The 16,144-nt window shown below is 45.0% G+C and carries 16 protein-coding genes; 9 read left to right on the forward strand and 7 right to left on the reverse strand.

Features of this window, described 5'->3' with window-relative positions; translation table 11 throughout:
- The first annotated feature begins 5 nt into the window (after positions 1-5).
- The 7 genes from ispD to rpoS all read left to right on the forward strand — a co-directional run bounded on the left by ispD (position 6) and on the right by rpoS (position 5,547).
- Positions 6-764 carry a 2-C-methyl-D-erythritol 4-phosphate cytidylyltransferase gene (ispD, locus tag ACXAER_RS07380; RefSeq protein ID WP_474827980.1) on the forward strand — a complete coding sequence of 253 codons (759 nt, stop codon included), beginning with the start codon at positions 6-8 and terminating at the stop codon, positions 762-764.
- The gene (ispF, locus tag ACXAER_RS07385) at positions 764-1,237 is read left to right on the forward strand and encodes a 2-C-methyl-D-erythritol 2,4-cyclodiphosphate synthase (protein ID WP_474827982.1); all 474 of its coding nucleotides are present in this window, start codon (positions 764-766) and stop codon (positions 1,235-1,237) included. The genes ispD and ispF overlap by 1 nt, the downstream gene beginning before the upstream one ends.
- Positions 1,234-2,319, forward strand: coding sequence for a tRNA pseudouridine(13) synthase TruD (gene truD, locus ACXAER_RS07390; protein WP_474827984.1), 1,086 nt, complete (start codon positions 1,234-1,236; stop codon positions 2,317-2,319). Before ispF ends, truD begins: the two co-directional genes overlap by 4 nt.
- Positions 2,320-2,400: 81 nt before the next feature.
- Positions 2,401-3,036 (forward strand): protein-L-isoaspartate(D-aspartate) O-methyltransferase, encoded by a 636-nt coding sequence (locus ACXAER_RS07395; protein WP_474827986.1) that lies wholly within the window; start codon positions 2,401-2,403, stop codon positions 3,034-3,036.
- Positions 3,033-3,611, forward strand: coding sequence for a YqaA family protein (locus ACXAER_RS07400; protein ID WP_474827988.1), 579 nt, complete (start codon positions 3,033-3,035; stop codon positions 3,609-3,611). Before ACXAER_RS07395 ends, ACXAER_RS07400 begins: the two co-directional genes overlap by 4 nt.
- Before the next feature lies 1 nt (position 3,612).
- Positions 3,613-4,482 (forward strand): peptidoglycan DD-metalloendopeptidase family protein, encoded by an 870-nt coding sequence (locus tag ACXAER_RS07405; RefSeq protein WP_474827990.1) that lies wholly within the window; start codon positions 3,613-3,615, stop codon positions 4,480-4,482.
- A gap of 72 nt (positions 4,483-4,554) precedes the next feature.
- Complete coding sequence (gene rpoS / locus ACXAER_RS07410) at positions 4,555-5,547, forward strand: RNA polymerase sigma factor RpoS (RefSeq protein WP_118490355.1); 993 nt, start codon at positions 4,555-4,557, stop codon at positions 5,545-5,547.
- 128 nt (positions 5,548-5,675) lie between these two features.
- Here rpoS and folA read toward each other — a convergent pair whose 3' ends face one another.
- On the reverse strand, positions 5,676-6,173 hold the full coding sequence (gene folA / locus ACXAER_RS07415) for a type 3 dihydrofolate reductase (protein WP_474830532.1): 498 nt from the start codon (positions 6,171-6,173) through the stop codon (positions 5,676-5,678).
- Between the two features lie 164 nt (positions 6,174-6,337).
- Between folA and ACXAER_RS07420 the strand changes: the two genes are divergently transcribed.
- Complete coding sequence (locus tag ACXAER_RS07420; protein ID WP_474827992.1) at positions 6,338-6,703, forward strand: hypothetical protein; 366 nt, start codon at positions 6,338-6,340, stop codon at positions 6,701-6,703.
- 216 nt (positions 6,704-6,919) lie between these two features.
- On the opposite strand, the gene cgtA is transcribed toward ACXAER_RS07420, so the two are convergent.
- The 3 genes from cgtA to rplU form a co-directional block, all read right to left on the reverse strand.
- Positions 6,920-8,098, reverse strand: coding sequence for an Obg family GTPase CgtA (gene cgtA, locus ACXAER_RS07425; protein ID WP_474827994.1), 1,179 nt, complete (start codon positions 8,096-8,098; stop codon positions 6,920-6,922).
- Between the two features lie 258 nt (positions 8,099-8,356).
- Positions 8,357-8,614: a 50S ribosomal protein L27 gene (rpmA, locus tag ACXAER_RS07430; protein ID WP_012517170.1), complete on the reverse strand. Its 258-nt coding sequence runs from the start codon at positions 8,612-8,614 to the stop codon at positions 8,357-8,359.
- A gap of 15 nt (positions 8,615-8,629) precedes the next feature.
- Positions 8,630-8,941: a 50S ribosomal protein L21 gene (rplU, locus tag ACXAER_RS07435; RefSeq protein WP_012517169.1), complete on the reverse strand. Its 312-nt coding sequence runs from the start codon at positions 8,939-8,941 to the stop codon at positions 8,630-8,632.
- A gap of 854 nt (positions 8,942-9,795) precedes the next feature.
- On the opposite strand from rplU, the gene ispB reads away from it, so the two are divergent.
- Positions 9,796-10,770, forward strand: coding sequence for an octaprenyl diphosphate synthase (ispB, locus tag ACXAER_RS07440; RefSeq protein WP_039222260.1), 975 nt, complete (start codon positions 9,796-9,798; stop codon positions 10,768-10,770).
- Between the two features lie 204 nt (positions 10,771-10,974).
- Here ispB and ACXAER_RS07445 read toward each other — a convergent pair whose 3' ends face one another.
- The 3 genes from ACXAER_RS07445 to ACXAER_RS07455 all read right to left on the reverse strand — a co-directional run bounded on the left by ACXAER_RS07445 (position 10,975) and on the right by ACXAER_RS07455 (position 15,797).
- The gene (locus ACXAER_RS07445) at positions 10,975-11,691 is read right to left on the reverse strand and encodes a ZIP family metal transporter (RefSeq protein WP_474827997.1); all 717 of its coding nucleotides are present in this window, start codon (positions 11,689-11,691) and stop codon (positions 10,975-10,977) included.
- A 458-nt stretch (positions 11,692-12,149) separates the two neighbouring features.
- Positions 12,150-13,481 (reverse strand): Xaa-Pro dipeptidase, encoded by a 1,332-nt coding sequence (pepQ, locus tag ACXAER_RS07450; RefSeq protein WP_474827999.1) that lies wholly within the window; start codon positions 13,479-13,481, stop codon positions 12,150-12,152.
- Positions 13,482-13,733: 252 nt separating this feature from the next.
- A complete protein-coding gene (locus ACXAER_RS07455) occupies positions 13,734-15,797 on the reverse strand; it encodes a transglycosylase SLT domain-containing protein (protein ID WP_474828001.1) in 2,064 nt (687 codons plus the stop codon).
- Between the last annotated feature and the right edge of the window lie 347 nt (positions 15,798-16,144).

Genomic DNA, 16,144 nt, shown 5'->3' on the forward strand with positions numbered 1-16,144 from the left:
ATAAAATGACATCGCCCCGCGTTGTTGCGGTTATCCCCGCAGCCGGAGTTGGCAGCCGAATGAAAGCCGACCGTCCCAAACAGTACCTTACCTTAAACGGTAAAACCATTCTTGAACATACCATAGACGCCTTGTTAACCCATCCATTAGTTGACGAGGTTGTGGTGGCCATCAGCCCAGGCGATGCATACTTCGATACCTATGGACTGCGGGATAAACCAATTCACGTGGTAGACGGTGGCAAAGAACGGGCAGACAGCGTACTCAACGGTATCATGTCTTTAGGAGAGCATGACTGGGCTTTGGTGCACGATGCAGCTCGCCCCTGTATTGAAAAGAGTGATATTTCGGCGCTTATCGCCTTAATAGACAATAAGTCGGTTGCCGGCGGTATTCTGGCAACGCCTGTTAGAGATACCATGAAGCGAGTTGCGCTTGATACCAATACCGATACCAGTATCATTTCTCACACCGAGGACAGAGACGGCCTATGGCACGCACTAACGCCACAGCTCTTTCCCGCAACACTTTTAAAGCAGGCCCTTCAGGACGGTTTAGCAAAAGGCGCAGCGATTACTGACGAGGCGTCGGCTATGGAACTTGCTGGCTACAAGGTAGCTATGGTTAATGGAAGCCCAGCAAATATAAAAATAACTCACCCAGCCGACCTTCCTTTGGCAGAATTCTATCTTAAGCAAAAATTTAGCGCGCAAGGCGACAACCTAAAAAGCCATTGCGCACAAGATCAAAAGGCAAACTTATAATGCGAATAGGACACGGTTTCGATGTACACAAATTTGGCGGCGAAGGTCCCATCACAATAGGTGGCGTGCGCATCGACTACGAACAAGGCCTAGTGGCACATTCTGATGGCGACGTATTGCTTCATGCGCTTTGCGATGCAATGCTAGGTGCGGCAGCACTTGGTGATATCGGCAAGCATTTCCCCGATACAGACGATGCCTACGAAGGTGCCGACAGTCGCGTACTGTTGCGCCACGTTGTGAATGTAGTGAAAGAAAAAGGCTACACGTTAAGCAATGCCGATATGACGATAGTGGCGCAGGCGCCGAAAATGGCCCCACATATTAAAGCTATGCGCGAGATCATCGCGCAAGACTGTAACGTCGTGCTTGACGACATTAATGTAAAAGCTACGACGACAGAAAAACTCGGTTACACCGGCCGCAAAGAAGGCATTGCCTCTCACGCTGTCGTGCTATTGGAAAAACTATGAAGCCCTTAAACACTGATCACTGGCAGTACTATTTCACAAAGCCTGTATCTACTGGCATATTTAAATTCCAAGCCGACGACTTTCAAGTTGTTGAAGATTTAGGCTACACGCCCTGCGGTGAAGGTGAGCACCAGTTTGTGTTTATTGAAAAAACCAACACAAATACCGCATTTGTAGCGGAACAACTTGCGCGCTTCGTTAACTTGCCACTACGCCAAATTACTTATGCTGGTCGTAAAGATAAATACGCAGTAACACAACAGTGGTTTGGCATACACGCCCCAGGCAAACCAGATTTCGATTTTAGCAATTTCGAGCTGGAAGGCGTTAAAGTACTCAAACAAATGCGCCACAACAAAAAGCTGCGTACCGGTCAGCTTAAAGGCAATCACTTTACTATTACCTTGCGTCAGGTATTGCACCCAGAAGCTATTGAAGAGCGTTTGCAAGAAATTGCAGAGCATGGGGTACCTAATTACTACGGCGAGCAACGCTTTGGTGTAATGCGCTTAAATGATATGGGTGAAGTACAGCGTGGCGGAAATCTGGTAATGGCCGAACGCATGGTAAATGGTGAAACCATTAGGCATCGTAACAAACGCTCTATGGCACTTTCAGCACTGCGCAGCTGGCTGTTCAATGAAATGCTTTCTACGCGCCTTGAAAAAGGCACATTTGATAAAGTAAACCAAGGCGATGCACTGGTGCTTTCGGGGTCTAATAGCTTTTTCATTAATGAAGGTGCTCAAGGCTCAGAACAGCAACAAGATGCACAACGTCGCTTTGCTGCAAAAGACGTGTGCCCTTCAGCGCCACTTTGGGGTAAGGGAGCACTTGTTACGCAAGCTGACGCGCTAGCATTGGAGCAGTCAGTAGCAACACAAAATATCGAAGTTATCGACTTTTTAAGTCAATGCGGCTTCGAACAAGAGCGCCGAGCGATAAAAATTTGGCCTTCACAGCTTGAATGGCAGAGTAAGGGTGATACATTTACAATCTCGTTTGCGCTTCCAAGTGGCTGCTTTGCAACCTCAGTCCTTAGAGAGTGCGTAGAGACCTTATCCCCCATTAACCGGGTTTAACAGTATTGATAGAAAAGTGTGGCGCGCAACAGATTTAACCTCGCGTAGCTGTGAATAAAAATAAAGGAAGTACGCAACATCATGAGAGCTTCTAGAAAAGGAGACGCGTTAGCACAACTGCTTTATAACGAGGGAATACGTTCACAAGCAGTATTGAACGCCATTGCTGGTACGCCGCGGGAAAGCTTTTTACCCGACGCGCTGAAACATAAGGCCTATCAAAATACGGCACTACCGATAGGTCAGGGCCAAACAATTTCGCAGCCTTACATAGTTGCGAAAATGACAGAGCTATTGCTAGGTAGCCCTAATAAACCCGAGAAAGTACTAGAAATCGGTACGGGATCGGGTTATCAGACTGCTATTCTTGCGCAGCTATTCGCCAAAGTCTTCAGCGTAGAGCGTATAAAATCATTGCAATTCCAAGCCAAGCGCCGAATGAATCAGCTCGACCTTCACAATATTGCAATGAAACACGGCGATGGTTGGAAAGGCTGGGCATCAAAAGGCCCATATGACGCCATTATTGTCACCGCCGCAGCTGCAAGTCTTCCAAAGGATTTGTGCGATCAACTTAAAGAAGGCGGACGGTTGATTATTCCGGTGGGTAACGAGCAACAAGCGTTGCTGTGTATAGATAGGATTGAAGGTGAACTAAAAACATCGACCATTGAATCGGTTCGATTTGTTCCCCTTGTAGCAGGAGAGCTAATGTGAAGCTTTTTGAGCCGTGTTATGACATGGTGTTACGCTGGGCGAGACATCGTCACGCAACCAAATATTTGGGCGGGTTAAGCTTCTCAGAGTCAGTTTTCTTCCCCATTCCCCCTGACGTGATGCTAGCACCAATGGCCTTGTCGCAGCCTAATAAGGCGTGGCAGTTTGCTCTAATTACTACCATTGCCTCTATTTTGGGTGGTATTGCTGGCTACTGGCTTGGTTACTTCGCGTTTGATGCTTGGCTAGCTCCGCTTATAGAAAGCTGGGGGTATACCCATAAAATTGAAACTGCAATGCAGTGGTTTAAAGATTATGGTGTATGGGTAGTCTTCTTAGCGGGTTTCTCACCCATTCCTTATAAGATCTTCACCGTTAGTGCCGGTTTTTTACAGATGGCTTTTCTTCCCTTTGTGCTTGCATCCGCCATTGGGCGCGGCGCGCGATTTTTCTTAGTTGCAGCTCTTATGCGCTGGGGAGGAGCCGCAATGGAGCAAAAGCTAAGACAGTATGTAGAAGTGCTTGGATGGGCAGTCGTTATTCTTGCCGTTCTCGCTTATTTACTATTGCGGTGATATGCATAAGCCTCTTTTTCATATAGGTTTTTTGTTATATTTTTGTGTACTTATCGGGGGTTGTGCAGGAAGAACTGCGCCAGCTCCTGTTGTTTTATTAAATAGCCAAGTTTCAGATGGAACCGAGGAATACACAAAAAACACCTATAAAGTACAACGAGGCGATACACTTTACGCAGTAGCTTGGTACACCGGAAACGACTATCGCGATTTAGCAAAATACAACCAATTATCAGCCCCTTACACCATTTTCCCTGGTCAAATTTTAAAGGTTACACCACCCTCAAATGTAGCTGTAGCCCCCGTAAAACCTAAGGTAAAGACCAAACGGTCAACAACTCCGACCACCTCTAATGTAGACAAAAGTTTGGTTGACCGCCCATCGCCACCAGCGTATCGTAAAAGTGAAAAAGTTGTTAAGCCACAAAAAGTTACGACTGTCAAGAAGCCGTCACAAAGCGTCAAAAAACAAACGCCAACGAGCTTCCCAAGCAAAGTACAAAAGTGGGTTTGGCCTGCAGAAGGTAAGTTAGTTGGTACCTTCAGTAAGTCAGAGTCAGGCAATAAAGGAATTGATATTGCTGGTGCCAAAGGCAGTAAAGTCGTCGCAGCAGCAGATGGAAAAGTTGTTTACTCAGGGAGTGCCTTAAGAGGTTACGGTAAGTTAGTTATTATTAAACACACCGATACTTTCTTAAGTGCTTACGCCTACAACGACACTATTTTAGTTAAAGAACGAGAATGGGTGTCAGCGGGGCAGCAAATTGCAACCATGGGTGATAGCGGAACAAATTCGGTAAAACTTCACTTTGAAGTTAGGTATAGAGGGAAATCATTAGACCCGATGAAATACCTGCCAGTATTAAAATAATAAAAATAAATAACAATAAAAAAAGACAAAGGAGAAACGTCATAAGGTAAACCTTGTAGCAGGAGATTCATGATGGGTAAGTCAAATAAAGCCTTGGAATCAAAACCGCAAGATGACTTAGATGTCATCGATATGCCAGCTGATATGAAAGCTGACGAAACCTTAACAAACGACGCTGAACTAGAAAATGACGATGCCATTTTCAGTCAGGATGACCAACCTAAAAACCTAGATGCCACACAGCTTTATCTAGGCGAGATTGGTTTTTCACCACTGCTAACCGCAGAAGAAGAAGTTTATTTTGCGCGCCGCTCACTGAAAGGCTGCGAAGCCTCTCGCAAACGTATGATTGTTAGCAACCTTCGCCTTGTTGTAAAGATTGCTCGCCGTTATAACAACCGTGGATTAGCACTTCTCGACTTAATTGAAGAAGGTAACTTGGGTCTAATCCGTGCCGTAGAAAAGTTTGATCCTGAACGCGGATTCCGCTTTTCAACGTATGCAACCTGGTGGATTCGCCAAACTATCGAACGCGCGATTATGAATCAAACGCGTACTATTCGTTTGCCAATTCACGTAGTCAAAGAACTAAACGTTTATTTACGTGCTTCTCGTGAACTTTCACAAAAGCTTGACCATGAGCCAACTGCAGAAGAAATTGCGGCGGCCCTTGATAAGCCAGTGGAAGATGTAACAAAGATGCTTCGGTTGAATGAACGTATTACCTCTGTCGATACACCTATTGGCGGAGAAAATGACAAAGCACTGCTAGATATTATCGCTGATGAGAAAGAGTTTAGCCCTGAAGAGAGCTTACAAGATTCTGACATCAAAAGTAATATTGTAACTTGGCTTGAAGAGCTTAACCCTAAGCAGCGCGAGGTACTCGCTCGCCGTTTTGGTCTTATGGGATATGAGCCTTCAACCCTTGAAGATGTGGGTGCAGAAATTGGCTTAACACGTGAGCGTGTACGTCAAATTCAAGTGGAAGCACTTCGCCGCCTTCGCGATATGCTGGGTCATCAAGGCCTCTCATTAGAGAACTTGTTCGACCAAATGAAGTAGCTACTACTCACATTGTAGAGTAAAACTTGAATGCCAGTGTTGTTACGCTCTTAAACAAGCGCTTCAACACTGGCATTTTTATTTTAAATTCAAAGTAACCTAACAAGCTTCTTCTCGTTCTGACGATATTAGTTTCTCTCGAGCGTTACAAAAGTATAATCATGCGCATTCTTTTCATCGGCGCTGTGCGCTTCCCGCGATACTTCCGTCCAGCTTGCTGCTGCTTCATAATCCGGGAACTGGGTATCTCCCTCTACTGAAAGTTCAATATGCGTAAGGTACAGGGTATCCGCTTTATCTAAAAAAGATTGATAGATAGTGCCGCCACCAATAATCATTACCTCGTCATTCTCGCCACTTTTATTACTTAATACCTTTGCGACCTCGAATGCCGATTCTGGCGAGTCAACCACAGTAGCGTCAGATAAGCTGTAATCTTCATTACTCGTGATCACAATATTCGGCCTACCCGGAAGCGCCCTACCGATTGATTCGTAGGTTTTGCGACCCATTATGACAGCCTTGCCCAAAGTGATAGCTTTAAAATGCTTCAAGTCAGCGGGTAAATGCCACGGCATATCATTGTCTGCACCAATAATTCTGTTTTTTGCCATAGCAGCAATCATCGCTATTTTCATTGTTAAACCTTCACGCTGAGTTCTCTTTTATACAATGAAGTATATCAACTTCGAAAGGAAAAAGCGTCCATGTCACAACACCTCAAATAAAAACCATTATCATTTGCAATAACAAAAAAGATACTCTAATGTAGAGTTAGGAGGTGGCTACAATGCTAATAAATTACTTATGCCCTAAACATGCTGACTGGGTTTATAGCAATCCAGAGCAAGCGCTTCACGCAATGGCACGGGATGAAATGCAAGGCACTATGCTGATGCAGAGTGATCAGCTAAGTGAAGCAATCCCTTATCTTGGATGCGCATTTGATATCGCCGTTATTTTGCTTGAAGTTGACGGCGGCGAAAATAGCGCGATGACTGCCAAAATTATGAACTTAACCAGCTTACTTGAAGAGATCTATTTCCACTTAACACTTCCTCATCATAGAAACGCCATAGTAGACAGAGCTCATGCGGTAATAAAAGCGTCGAATAGTGTTGCCAACAACACCATACCAATGCGCTTTACCGTATAAAAATGATTTGCGCTGCATGAAAAAAGCTCGCACTTTGCTATAACAAATATGCGAGCTTTCTATTTTTGACAACGGTTTATTTGCGTCAAACTAGTACCGATACAAACACGATGCTAATTGCCTTCGGTCTTTTCTTATCGGTTGTTGCTTAAATCTGATTTCTAACAGCTGCCTTAAGCGATTGCTATCAAACGACTGTTTCTCAGCGATTGTTTCTCAACGACGATACTCAACTTCCACGTCGTAATCGTCTTCGTCCCAGTCGTCATCATCGAGATCGTCACCTAAGCCGTCTTCGAATTCATCATGGGCTTCAAGTGTATTCTTGTGGTAAGTGTCCCACTTAAATTCCACTTCTTTCTTCTCTTCTTCCTCTTCTATTTCCGCAGGAAGGGTTTCGATGAAGTCCATAATGTCGTTACACAAAGGATCTAGGTTCATCTTTTGGAACGCAGATATTTGATAAACTGGGCCTTCCCACTCTAATGCGTCAATAACATGCTGACAGCGCTCTTCCGCTTCTTCTTCAAGTAGCAAATCGACTTTATTAAATACCAACCAACGGGGCTTTTCTGCCAATTTAGGGCTGTATTTTTCAAGCTCTTCAATGATCGCTTTTGCATGTTCGGCAGGATCGGTTTCATCAACAGGGAAAATATCTACAACGTGAAGCAAGATACGACAACGCTCTAAGTGCTTTAAGAAGCGTATGCCTAATCCAGCACCATCCGCAGCACCTTCAATCAAACCGGGGATATCAGCAACAACAAAGCTGCGCTGTGAGTCTTGACGAACTACACCCAAGTTAGGCACTAGCGTTGTAAACGGATAATCAGCCACTTTAGGCTTAGCTGCCGATACAGAGCGTATAAAGGTTGATTTACCTGCGTTAGGCATTCCAAGTAAACCCACATCGGCTAGAAGCATAAGCTCTAGCTTAAGGTTGCGAATTTCACCTGGTGTACCATTGGTCTTTTGGCGTGGGGCACGGTTTGTGCTGCTTTTAAAACGAGCATTGCCTAAACCGTGAAAACCACCTTGTGCCACTTTAAGCTTTTGGCCATGACGAGTTAAGTCACCCAAAACTTCGCCCGTATCGCTATCAGTAGCACGTGTACCCACTGGCACCATTACGGTGAGGTCTTTGCCTTTCTTACCGATACAGTTGCCGCCTTGCCCATTTTGGCCGCGCTCAGCACGGTGAAAGCGCTCGAAGCGATAATCGATCAATGTATTTAGGTTTTCATCGGCTTGTAAGAATACGCTGCCGCCGTCACCACCGTCGCCACCGTCTGGGCCACCTTTAGGTACGTATTTTTCCCTTCTAAAGCCAATGGTACCGTTGCCGCCGTCACCGGCTTCAACGCGAATTTCAGCTTCATCTACAAATTTCATTTATCACTCCGGGCTGTAATGCCGTGGGTTATTAACTTTTTTAATGCGAATACTAAGTTTACACCAAATTGCGCGTCGGCGCTTTTGAGTCTACTCAGCATTCTAAAAAACGAGAAGTAAAACCTTGCCTAGCGTTAATTCGTTCTAGAATTTAAACGCTGTAAAATAAGAACAGAAAAAGAAAGAAAGGTTTCACAAAACAAAAAACCCCGCAAGCGCGGGGTTTTTCTAAGCCTGTTCGGCGAGAAGCTTTCGCGCTTACTCAGCTACGATGCTTACAAATTTACGGTTCTTCGGTCCTTTAACGTCGAACTGAACTTTACCGTCTTTTAGTGCAAACAACGTGTGGTCTTTACCGATACCCATGTTGTCACCAGCGTGGAAACGAGTACCACGTTGACGAACAATGATGTTACCAGCAAGAACAGATTCACCACCAAAGCGCTTAACACCTAGGCGTTTACTTTCTGAATCACGACCGTTTTTGGTACTACCACCAGCTTTTTTGTGTGCCATGTGTTCGTGCTCCTATTATGCGTTGATACCAGTGATTTTCACTTCTGTGAACCACTGACGGTGACCCGCTTGCTTACGAGAGTGCTTACGACGACGGAACTTAACGATTTTTACTTTATCGCCACGACCGTGTGTAACAACCTCAGCAGTCACCTTACCACCAGCAACGATTGGTGTGCCGATTTTTACGTCGTCACCGTTGCTTACCATTAAAACTTTGTCAAATTCAACCGTTTCGCCTGGGGCTACTTCGATTTTTTCAAGACGAACGGTTTGGCCTTCGGCCACACGGTGTTGTTTACCGCCACTTTGGAAAACCGCGTACATAGTTAACTCCGCTCTGCGTCCACTGACGCTTCAATTCAAAAAACAGGGCGCGAATTGTACGTGAAACATCCGTAAATCACAACCCCGATTCGCAGAAAAATAGATTATTTTTCCAACATGGGGCGAATTATGCCCCAATTGCGTATTTGATGCAGCTTCAAATGCCCAAAAACCGTTAAAAAATCACAATTTTTTTCGTTAAATCAGCAAAAAACTATCAGTGTGGGAAGATAAAAGTAGCCGTAATACAGGTTAAGTTTGATGAAAAACGCGATCTCAATCGTATGAGATCCGTTAGCCAGATCGCTAACAGATCGACAACGTACTACTACGATCAAACTTTTAAATTCTGACTTAGTTGTAATTACATTCCCTCTGAGTATAGTGCTGGGGTTGTTTGTACAAGCGATGATCAAATCTCAAGTATGGATCGCTTCAACATTTGGGCGATTTATTGTTAATGTGAAATCTCGATCTCCGTCGCCCATTTTCATCTTTTTCTTATGCACCAAAATCAACCTAGCAGTACCGCTCAACTTTCTTGCTTAAACATCAAAAAATAGCGCTTTGACATGAAAAATTGACAAGAGCATCTATAATCAGAGGTAATTGAATGGATTCGCCCGATTTGGAAACAAAACGCTTGAACAAATACACTGCAGAAAACGGAATTTCGATGGTGGATTACATTTCGACTAATTTCACTTTCGGTTTAACCGTATTTAAGGAATTACACGTAAATACGTTAAGCTGTCATTTTTTAAGACAATTTGGTGGATAGTACTGATGATTAAGGTACAATCGCCACCAATAATTGCCCAAGACGATAAGAGTAAGTATTTATTGCCATGCCTATGGATATAGATTCAATCCGCGCCCTGTCTAATGATGATATGCAAGCGGTAAACCAGCTGATTCAACAACAAGTCGACTCTGATGTTGCCCTTATTAATCAGCTTGGTTTTTACATAGTAAACAGTGGCGGCAAACGCTTACGCCCACTTCTTACCGTGTTAAGTGCGCGGGCAATGGGTATTAATAATAATGATCACCACACGCTTGCTGCAATTGTAGAGTTTATTCATACCGCTACCCTGCTACACGACGACGTGGTTGACGAGTCGACCATGCGCAGAGGGCGTGAGACTGCAAATGCTATCTTTGGTAATCAGGCATCGGTATTGGTAGGCGACTTTCTTTATACTCGCTCTTTCCAAATGATGGTAAGCCTAAAACGCATGCGCGTTATGGAAATACTGTCGGAAGCCACAAACCAAATTGCAGAAGGCGAAGTGTTACAGTTGATGAATTGTAACGATGCCAGCACGACAGAAGCCCGCTATTTTGACGTGATCTACGGCAAAACAGCGCGCTTGTTTGAAGCTGCTACACAATTAGCGGCTGTGCTGACCGACCAAAATGAACACATTGAACACGCCATGCAAGAATACGGCAAGCACTTAGGCACAGCCTTTCAGCTAGCTGACGATATACTAGATTACATGGCTGACAGCGAAGAAATGGGCAAGAATGCTGGCGACGACTTAGCTGAAGGTAAGCCTACGCTGCCATTACTGTACGCTATGTGGCACGCAAAGAATGATGACGATAAAGCGCTTATTCAAGAAGCCATTGAGCAAAGTAACGGCCTACCACACCTCACGCGTATTCAAGGCATTATGGAAGAAACCGGCGCTTTGGACTACACACGTGAATGTGCACAAAAAGAAGTGCAAATGGCCATTGATAGCCTTAACGCTATAGAAGACTCTGAATATAAAGAAGCGCTTATTGCGCTGGCACATATTTCAATTGAGCGTACGAGCTAGTTACCGACTGATGTTATGAAAAGGCGTGTTGTAAACAACACGCCTTTTTTGTGGGTAAAACCTGGATAGCACTTAAAACGTAGGCTTCAAACTTGTCGATACACAAAATGTTTTCAAAGCTCTGACAAGCCAATTCAATAAAGAACTTTCTCTGCGCTGATTCATCATGAAAACAAACGTTTAGGCTAAGCGCATTTTTATAAGCTACCCTTCAAGCATAAAGCCGATCAGGCCTACTAAGAAGCCAAGAATACCACCAAGGGGTGGCAACCAATGGTTTTCCATACGAATTTGCGGTGCTATATCTTGGAACACTGAATAAAGAATACCACCTGCAGCAAACAGCATAATCCCGCTCATAATCACTGGGAACTGGGCTAAATAGTAAAAGCCTAGCAAACTGAATAACGGCCCGAGTAACGCCATCAGAACAAAGATAACAATGAGTTTATTGCTACGCTGTTTGTTTTTGGGCAACATTTCTCTGTAGGCGTTAAACCCTTCTGGTAGGTTTTGTACCGCAATCAATAGGCCTAGTAGCATGGTGCCACCGCCTAAAGCTGCCGTGGTACCTAGGGCGATAGACTCTGGCACAAAGTCACTCAGCATAGCGGCTAACTGGCTGCCTGCGGTTTTCTTTTTCGCTAAATAAATATCAAGGGCCATAAAAGCTAAGGCGCCACCAATAAAACACGATATGGCAGCAAATACCGATACATCTTTTATCCCTTCGGGCACAAGTACTAAGCCTACTGCTGATATTAGGGCCCCTGCCCCAAGTGCTAAAATGCCGTGGCGTAACTCTTTTTCCAGCCACTTAGGTTGGATACCCTGGTAAGTCGCTAAAATAGCGCCCGCGGGCATGGCTAAGCCTGCTACCGTTGCCATTACCAGTAAACCTACAATATCGCCTTGTGACATAAAGACTCCTTTCTCGCTTTTGTCTGTGCACGTCTATTTATTGATTACTACACACAGCAGCATTGGTTTACAAATAATACCAGTCCGTACAGATTATTACCCACTCAGCGAGATTTAAAATGTTCGTAATCGCGGCGTGTTACCGCAGGTATAGTGGTTCTACATCAAGGTGACACAACAAAGAGTACGTACATTTTAAACTCGCCCTTCGGGAAGGCCTGGCAAGCATCCTAGCTTCATTCTGGGAATTTGAAAGGGTCAGCCGTTCTTGGCATTCCCACGCTTCGCTATGAAGCTTTCCAGCGCCTTCTGAGTGGGCAATTATCTATGCGGAATGGTATAAATATAAATTTCAGAATCTTTTTCTACGCGCTCAATAAAAAAGAGCAGCCTTATGCTGCCCTTTATATTCATGAAAATAGTTTGAGCTTGCGATTAGCTAAACTCGAAAAAACCGATTAATTTAAATCTAAATCTCGAGTCATATTCTCGTTCTTGTCGCGATGCACAATGATATTGTCTTCAATACGAATGCCGCCAAACGGCTTGTATGCATCAATAGTACCCCAGTTAATGTACTTAGACGCAGGCGTCGCTTTCAGGTCGCGCAGCAAGCTTTCGATAAAGTACAAGCCAGGTTCAATAGTAAACACCTGACGGGCTTCAACCATTCGCGTGCAGCGCAAGAACGGGTGCTCATCAGGAGCAGGCTTAGGCGTACCGCGATCGTCGTTGACAAGACCACCTACGTCGTGCACCTGAAGGCCCAAGAAGTGACCAATACCGTGTGGGAAAAAAGTACGGGTAATACCCATTTCTACGATTTCTGGCGGCGTTAAATTCACCATGCCAGTATCGTGAAGAATTTGTGCAATGCCGTCGTGGGCCAACAAATGAATGTCGGTATAAGCTACGCCAGGCTTCAACGAGTCGACCAAAGTCAGCGTTACCTTGTCTACCGCCTGAATGAGGTCGCGAAACATCGCTGAATTCTGAACTCCGTCTTGAGCATAAGTACGGGTAATATCTGCCGCATAGCCATGATAATTAGCACCCGCATCAATCAAAAACGAACGGGATTCTTTTGGCGCTTCAGTATCGCACTGCATATAATGAAGAATTGAAGCGTGTTCGTTAAGTGCCACAATACTGGTGTAAGGCACATCGTTATCGCCTTGTCGAGATGCGGCTGCATAGGCAAGATTGATATCAAACTCGCTTTTACCTTCACGGAAGGCTTGCTCTGCCGCCTTATGACCTGCTACCGCCAGCTTGTTAGCTTCGCGCATGCAATCTAGCTCGTAGTCGGTTTTATAAGCACGTTGATAGTGCAAATAATGCAACACGCGGTCTGGGTTTACATTATCAAAGCCCAGCGCTTTGGCCACTTCAATATATTCGCCTACATAAGCAAAACGGCTTTTGTCATAAGGCAGGAATTTCTCTACCGCATCGGCCTGTTGAAGCAACTTAATGTCGAAGCTGTCAGTCCAAAAATCATTTGGCTCTGGCGGTACTTTGTGCCAGAAATCTTCGGGACGATAGAAAATAAGCGTAGGCTTGTCTACACCGTTCACCACCAGCCAACAGTTAGGGTTATCAATAACAGGCACCCACGCTTTGAACTGCGGGTTTACCTTGAATGGGTAATGATTATCGTCTAAGAAAAGGCGCTTGCCCTGCCCTGAGTGAATAACTAGTCCGTCTAGCCCTTCTCGCTGCAGTGCTTCGCGAGTTCTAGCTTGAAGCTCTTCGATATGCTGTTGGTAGGTTGCTTTATGTTGCGACATAGCCCCTCTTATCTTTTTAGTCGTTAGATGGAACACATTATACCTGCGGTAACACACCGCGATTACGAACATTTTTACTCTGGCTGAGTAGGTAATGACATATGCGGACTGGTGTTAGCTACCAGTGTACCACGAGGCCAGTATGACGTGCATACTCGCTAAGACCGCTGTGCTGTTGTTTACGTTAAGTTTCCCAACTGGTAAATAATAACGTATTGAAAGGCGTACCCTTATACGCCTAACCTTTGACAACTATCGCGGTGCTAGTTGCAGTGTACCTGTTACCGGATGTGTACTGACCGCATCAGCCGATGGGATCATATCGCGGGTAAGTTGAGGGAAGATATTCTCGTTTCCACCTAACTGTTGGTCGTAAATATGCTGATACGCCATCACCGCCTTTACGTAAGCACGGGTTTCTTTATAGGGAATATTCTCAATCCAAATATCCACGGGCAGCGCTTCGTTAGCTGGCAACCATTCTAACACCTTGCGCCACCCCGCATTATACGATGCGGACACCAGCACAGGGTTATTGTTTAGCTTGTCCATTAAATAACGAAGGTACTGCACGCCGTATTCAACGTTATCGTCTACCTGAAAAAGTGTGCTACGACTTACTTTCTCTTTTGCCACATAACGCGCGGTTCCAGGCATAAGCTGCATGAGCCCTGCTGCACCCACAGAAGAGATCGCATCGCTTCTAAACGAACTTTCGCGGCGTGCTATAGCCATAGCCAGCGACTTTGAAATGCTGTATGCCTGTGACTTTTCGCTGAATACATCATTAAAGGCCAGTGGGAATCGGCGTTCCACATCGTCCCAATAGCCGCTTCTTGCGAAGCTGGTAATTGCTTGGTCGTACAGCCCCCACTCATAAGCGAGTATGCCTGCATCAGTCACTTTCGCCTCAGGCAAATGGGAAAGCAAGTAGTACCACTCTCTACGCGCTTCTGTAGTTCTGTCTAACCTGAAAAATTCTACAGCGCGCATAGTAGCTGGGGTTTTCGCCACACTGGCTATAGCTGCCGTGTTTCTTGGTGCCGGCGTATGAGCAAGAGACGGAATTTCGCCTACATGTGCACTGGCCATAAAGCCATAGTAATGGCGTTCTTGCGCAAGCTCTTTGTAAAGCACAGTAGCCTGCATAGTTTGACCAAGCGCTTCTAAAGCACGGGCTTTCCAATAGCGATAGTTTTCTTCTTGCTGCAAACTGGCAGGAGCGCTCTCAATAACATTAACCACTTCCTGCCACTTTTTCGTGCGCAATAAATGGGAAATATGCCAAAGCTTTACATCTTCACTGGCGCCTTGCACATCAGCAAGTTCTAGCCACTGATGGGCTTGGGGAAGGCGGTCTAGTGTGTAGCTAAGCGCTATTGCTCTTCGCATAACGTGTTGCTGGGCTTGTGAGAAGATGTTCTTGTCGTTGTAACGGTTAAAAACCTTGCCTGCTAAATCAGGGTTTCGCCAGGCTAGTTTTTCTATTGCCCACACTATTACCTCAGCTTCATGCGAAGTATTTTTAAGTGGGAAAAGCGCGGTTTTATTAACGCGGCTAGTGTCGCGGGTTACCGATAACCATGCGTCTGCAATGTATTGCTTATCGCTGGGAAGTTGGCGTTTTAGGTAAGAGATAATACTTCGGTTGTCTTCTTTTGCCGCAATTTCAATGCGTTTTATCACCATGTCTGGCGTCATCATGCCTGCTTTTTTCCACTTCGCAAAAAGCGGATCGCATTCGTCAGGCTGGGACTGACCATGAAGCCAAAGCGCATCCACTTCATGGAGAATATCTTGTTCGCTTTCACCTTCTTTTAAACGGTAATTAAGCGCAACACAGGTAAGCCGCGCGCCCATACCGGGGCGATAATTTTCTAGAAAGGTGCTGCGGTAATCTTTTTTAGCTAAGTAGTTGAGCCACTTGTAGCGCACTCCGTAGCTTACTGGCTGACCGTTAAAGTCGTCCAAAAACTGACTAACTTCGCGCTTTGTTTTGATTGACATGGTGCGCTCTAGTTTAAGCCGTAGCAGGTACGGATAAAGTGGATAATGCGCTAACTCATAAATGTCGTTATCAAGGTGTTGAAGGCGGTGTTTCGAATAAGTAAGCAGCTTCTTTTCAACTTCTAAATAGCGGGCACGATCTTTTTCGAAAATATCTTCGGGTAGTGTTAAAGGCTGTGCAGCCCATGCGCCGATAGAGAAAAATGAAGAAAGCGAGCAAACTAATGCCCCCACAACGGTGGCGAATAATTTATTATTTTTTGCCAGCGAGCGCTGACCTGACCGTGAACTAAAATAAAAACCAGACACAATAGAACTCCTACCCTGCTCTACACTCGAATGACCTATGAAAACCGGAGAATTAGCCTAATCGAGCTGATTGTAAAATGTTGCTGATAAAGCAGCACTACGACTGACCCACTACATTTGTTTCATAAACAAAGGGAAAATTTCAGCCTGGCTCCGTGCCAAAGAAGATGTTGTGCCAGCTGTCGTTATTTATGCTTTACAAACATAGTTGACATGATTGTAGATTATTCTTTTGCTGGATTGGCGCTTTGGGCCAATAACGCTCATTATACAACCACCAATACCGAAATGAAGCGTGAATTCGATATTTAGACTTGAATTTAAGTCATCGGACCACTACCTTAGAC

The sequence above is a fragment of the Alteromonas sp. AWJ4_199 genome (assembly GCF_056159165.1).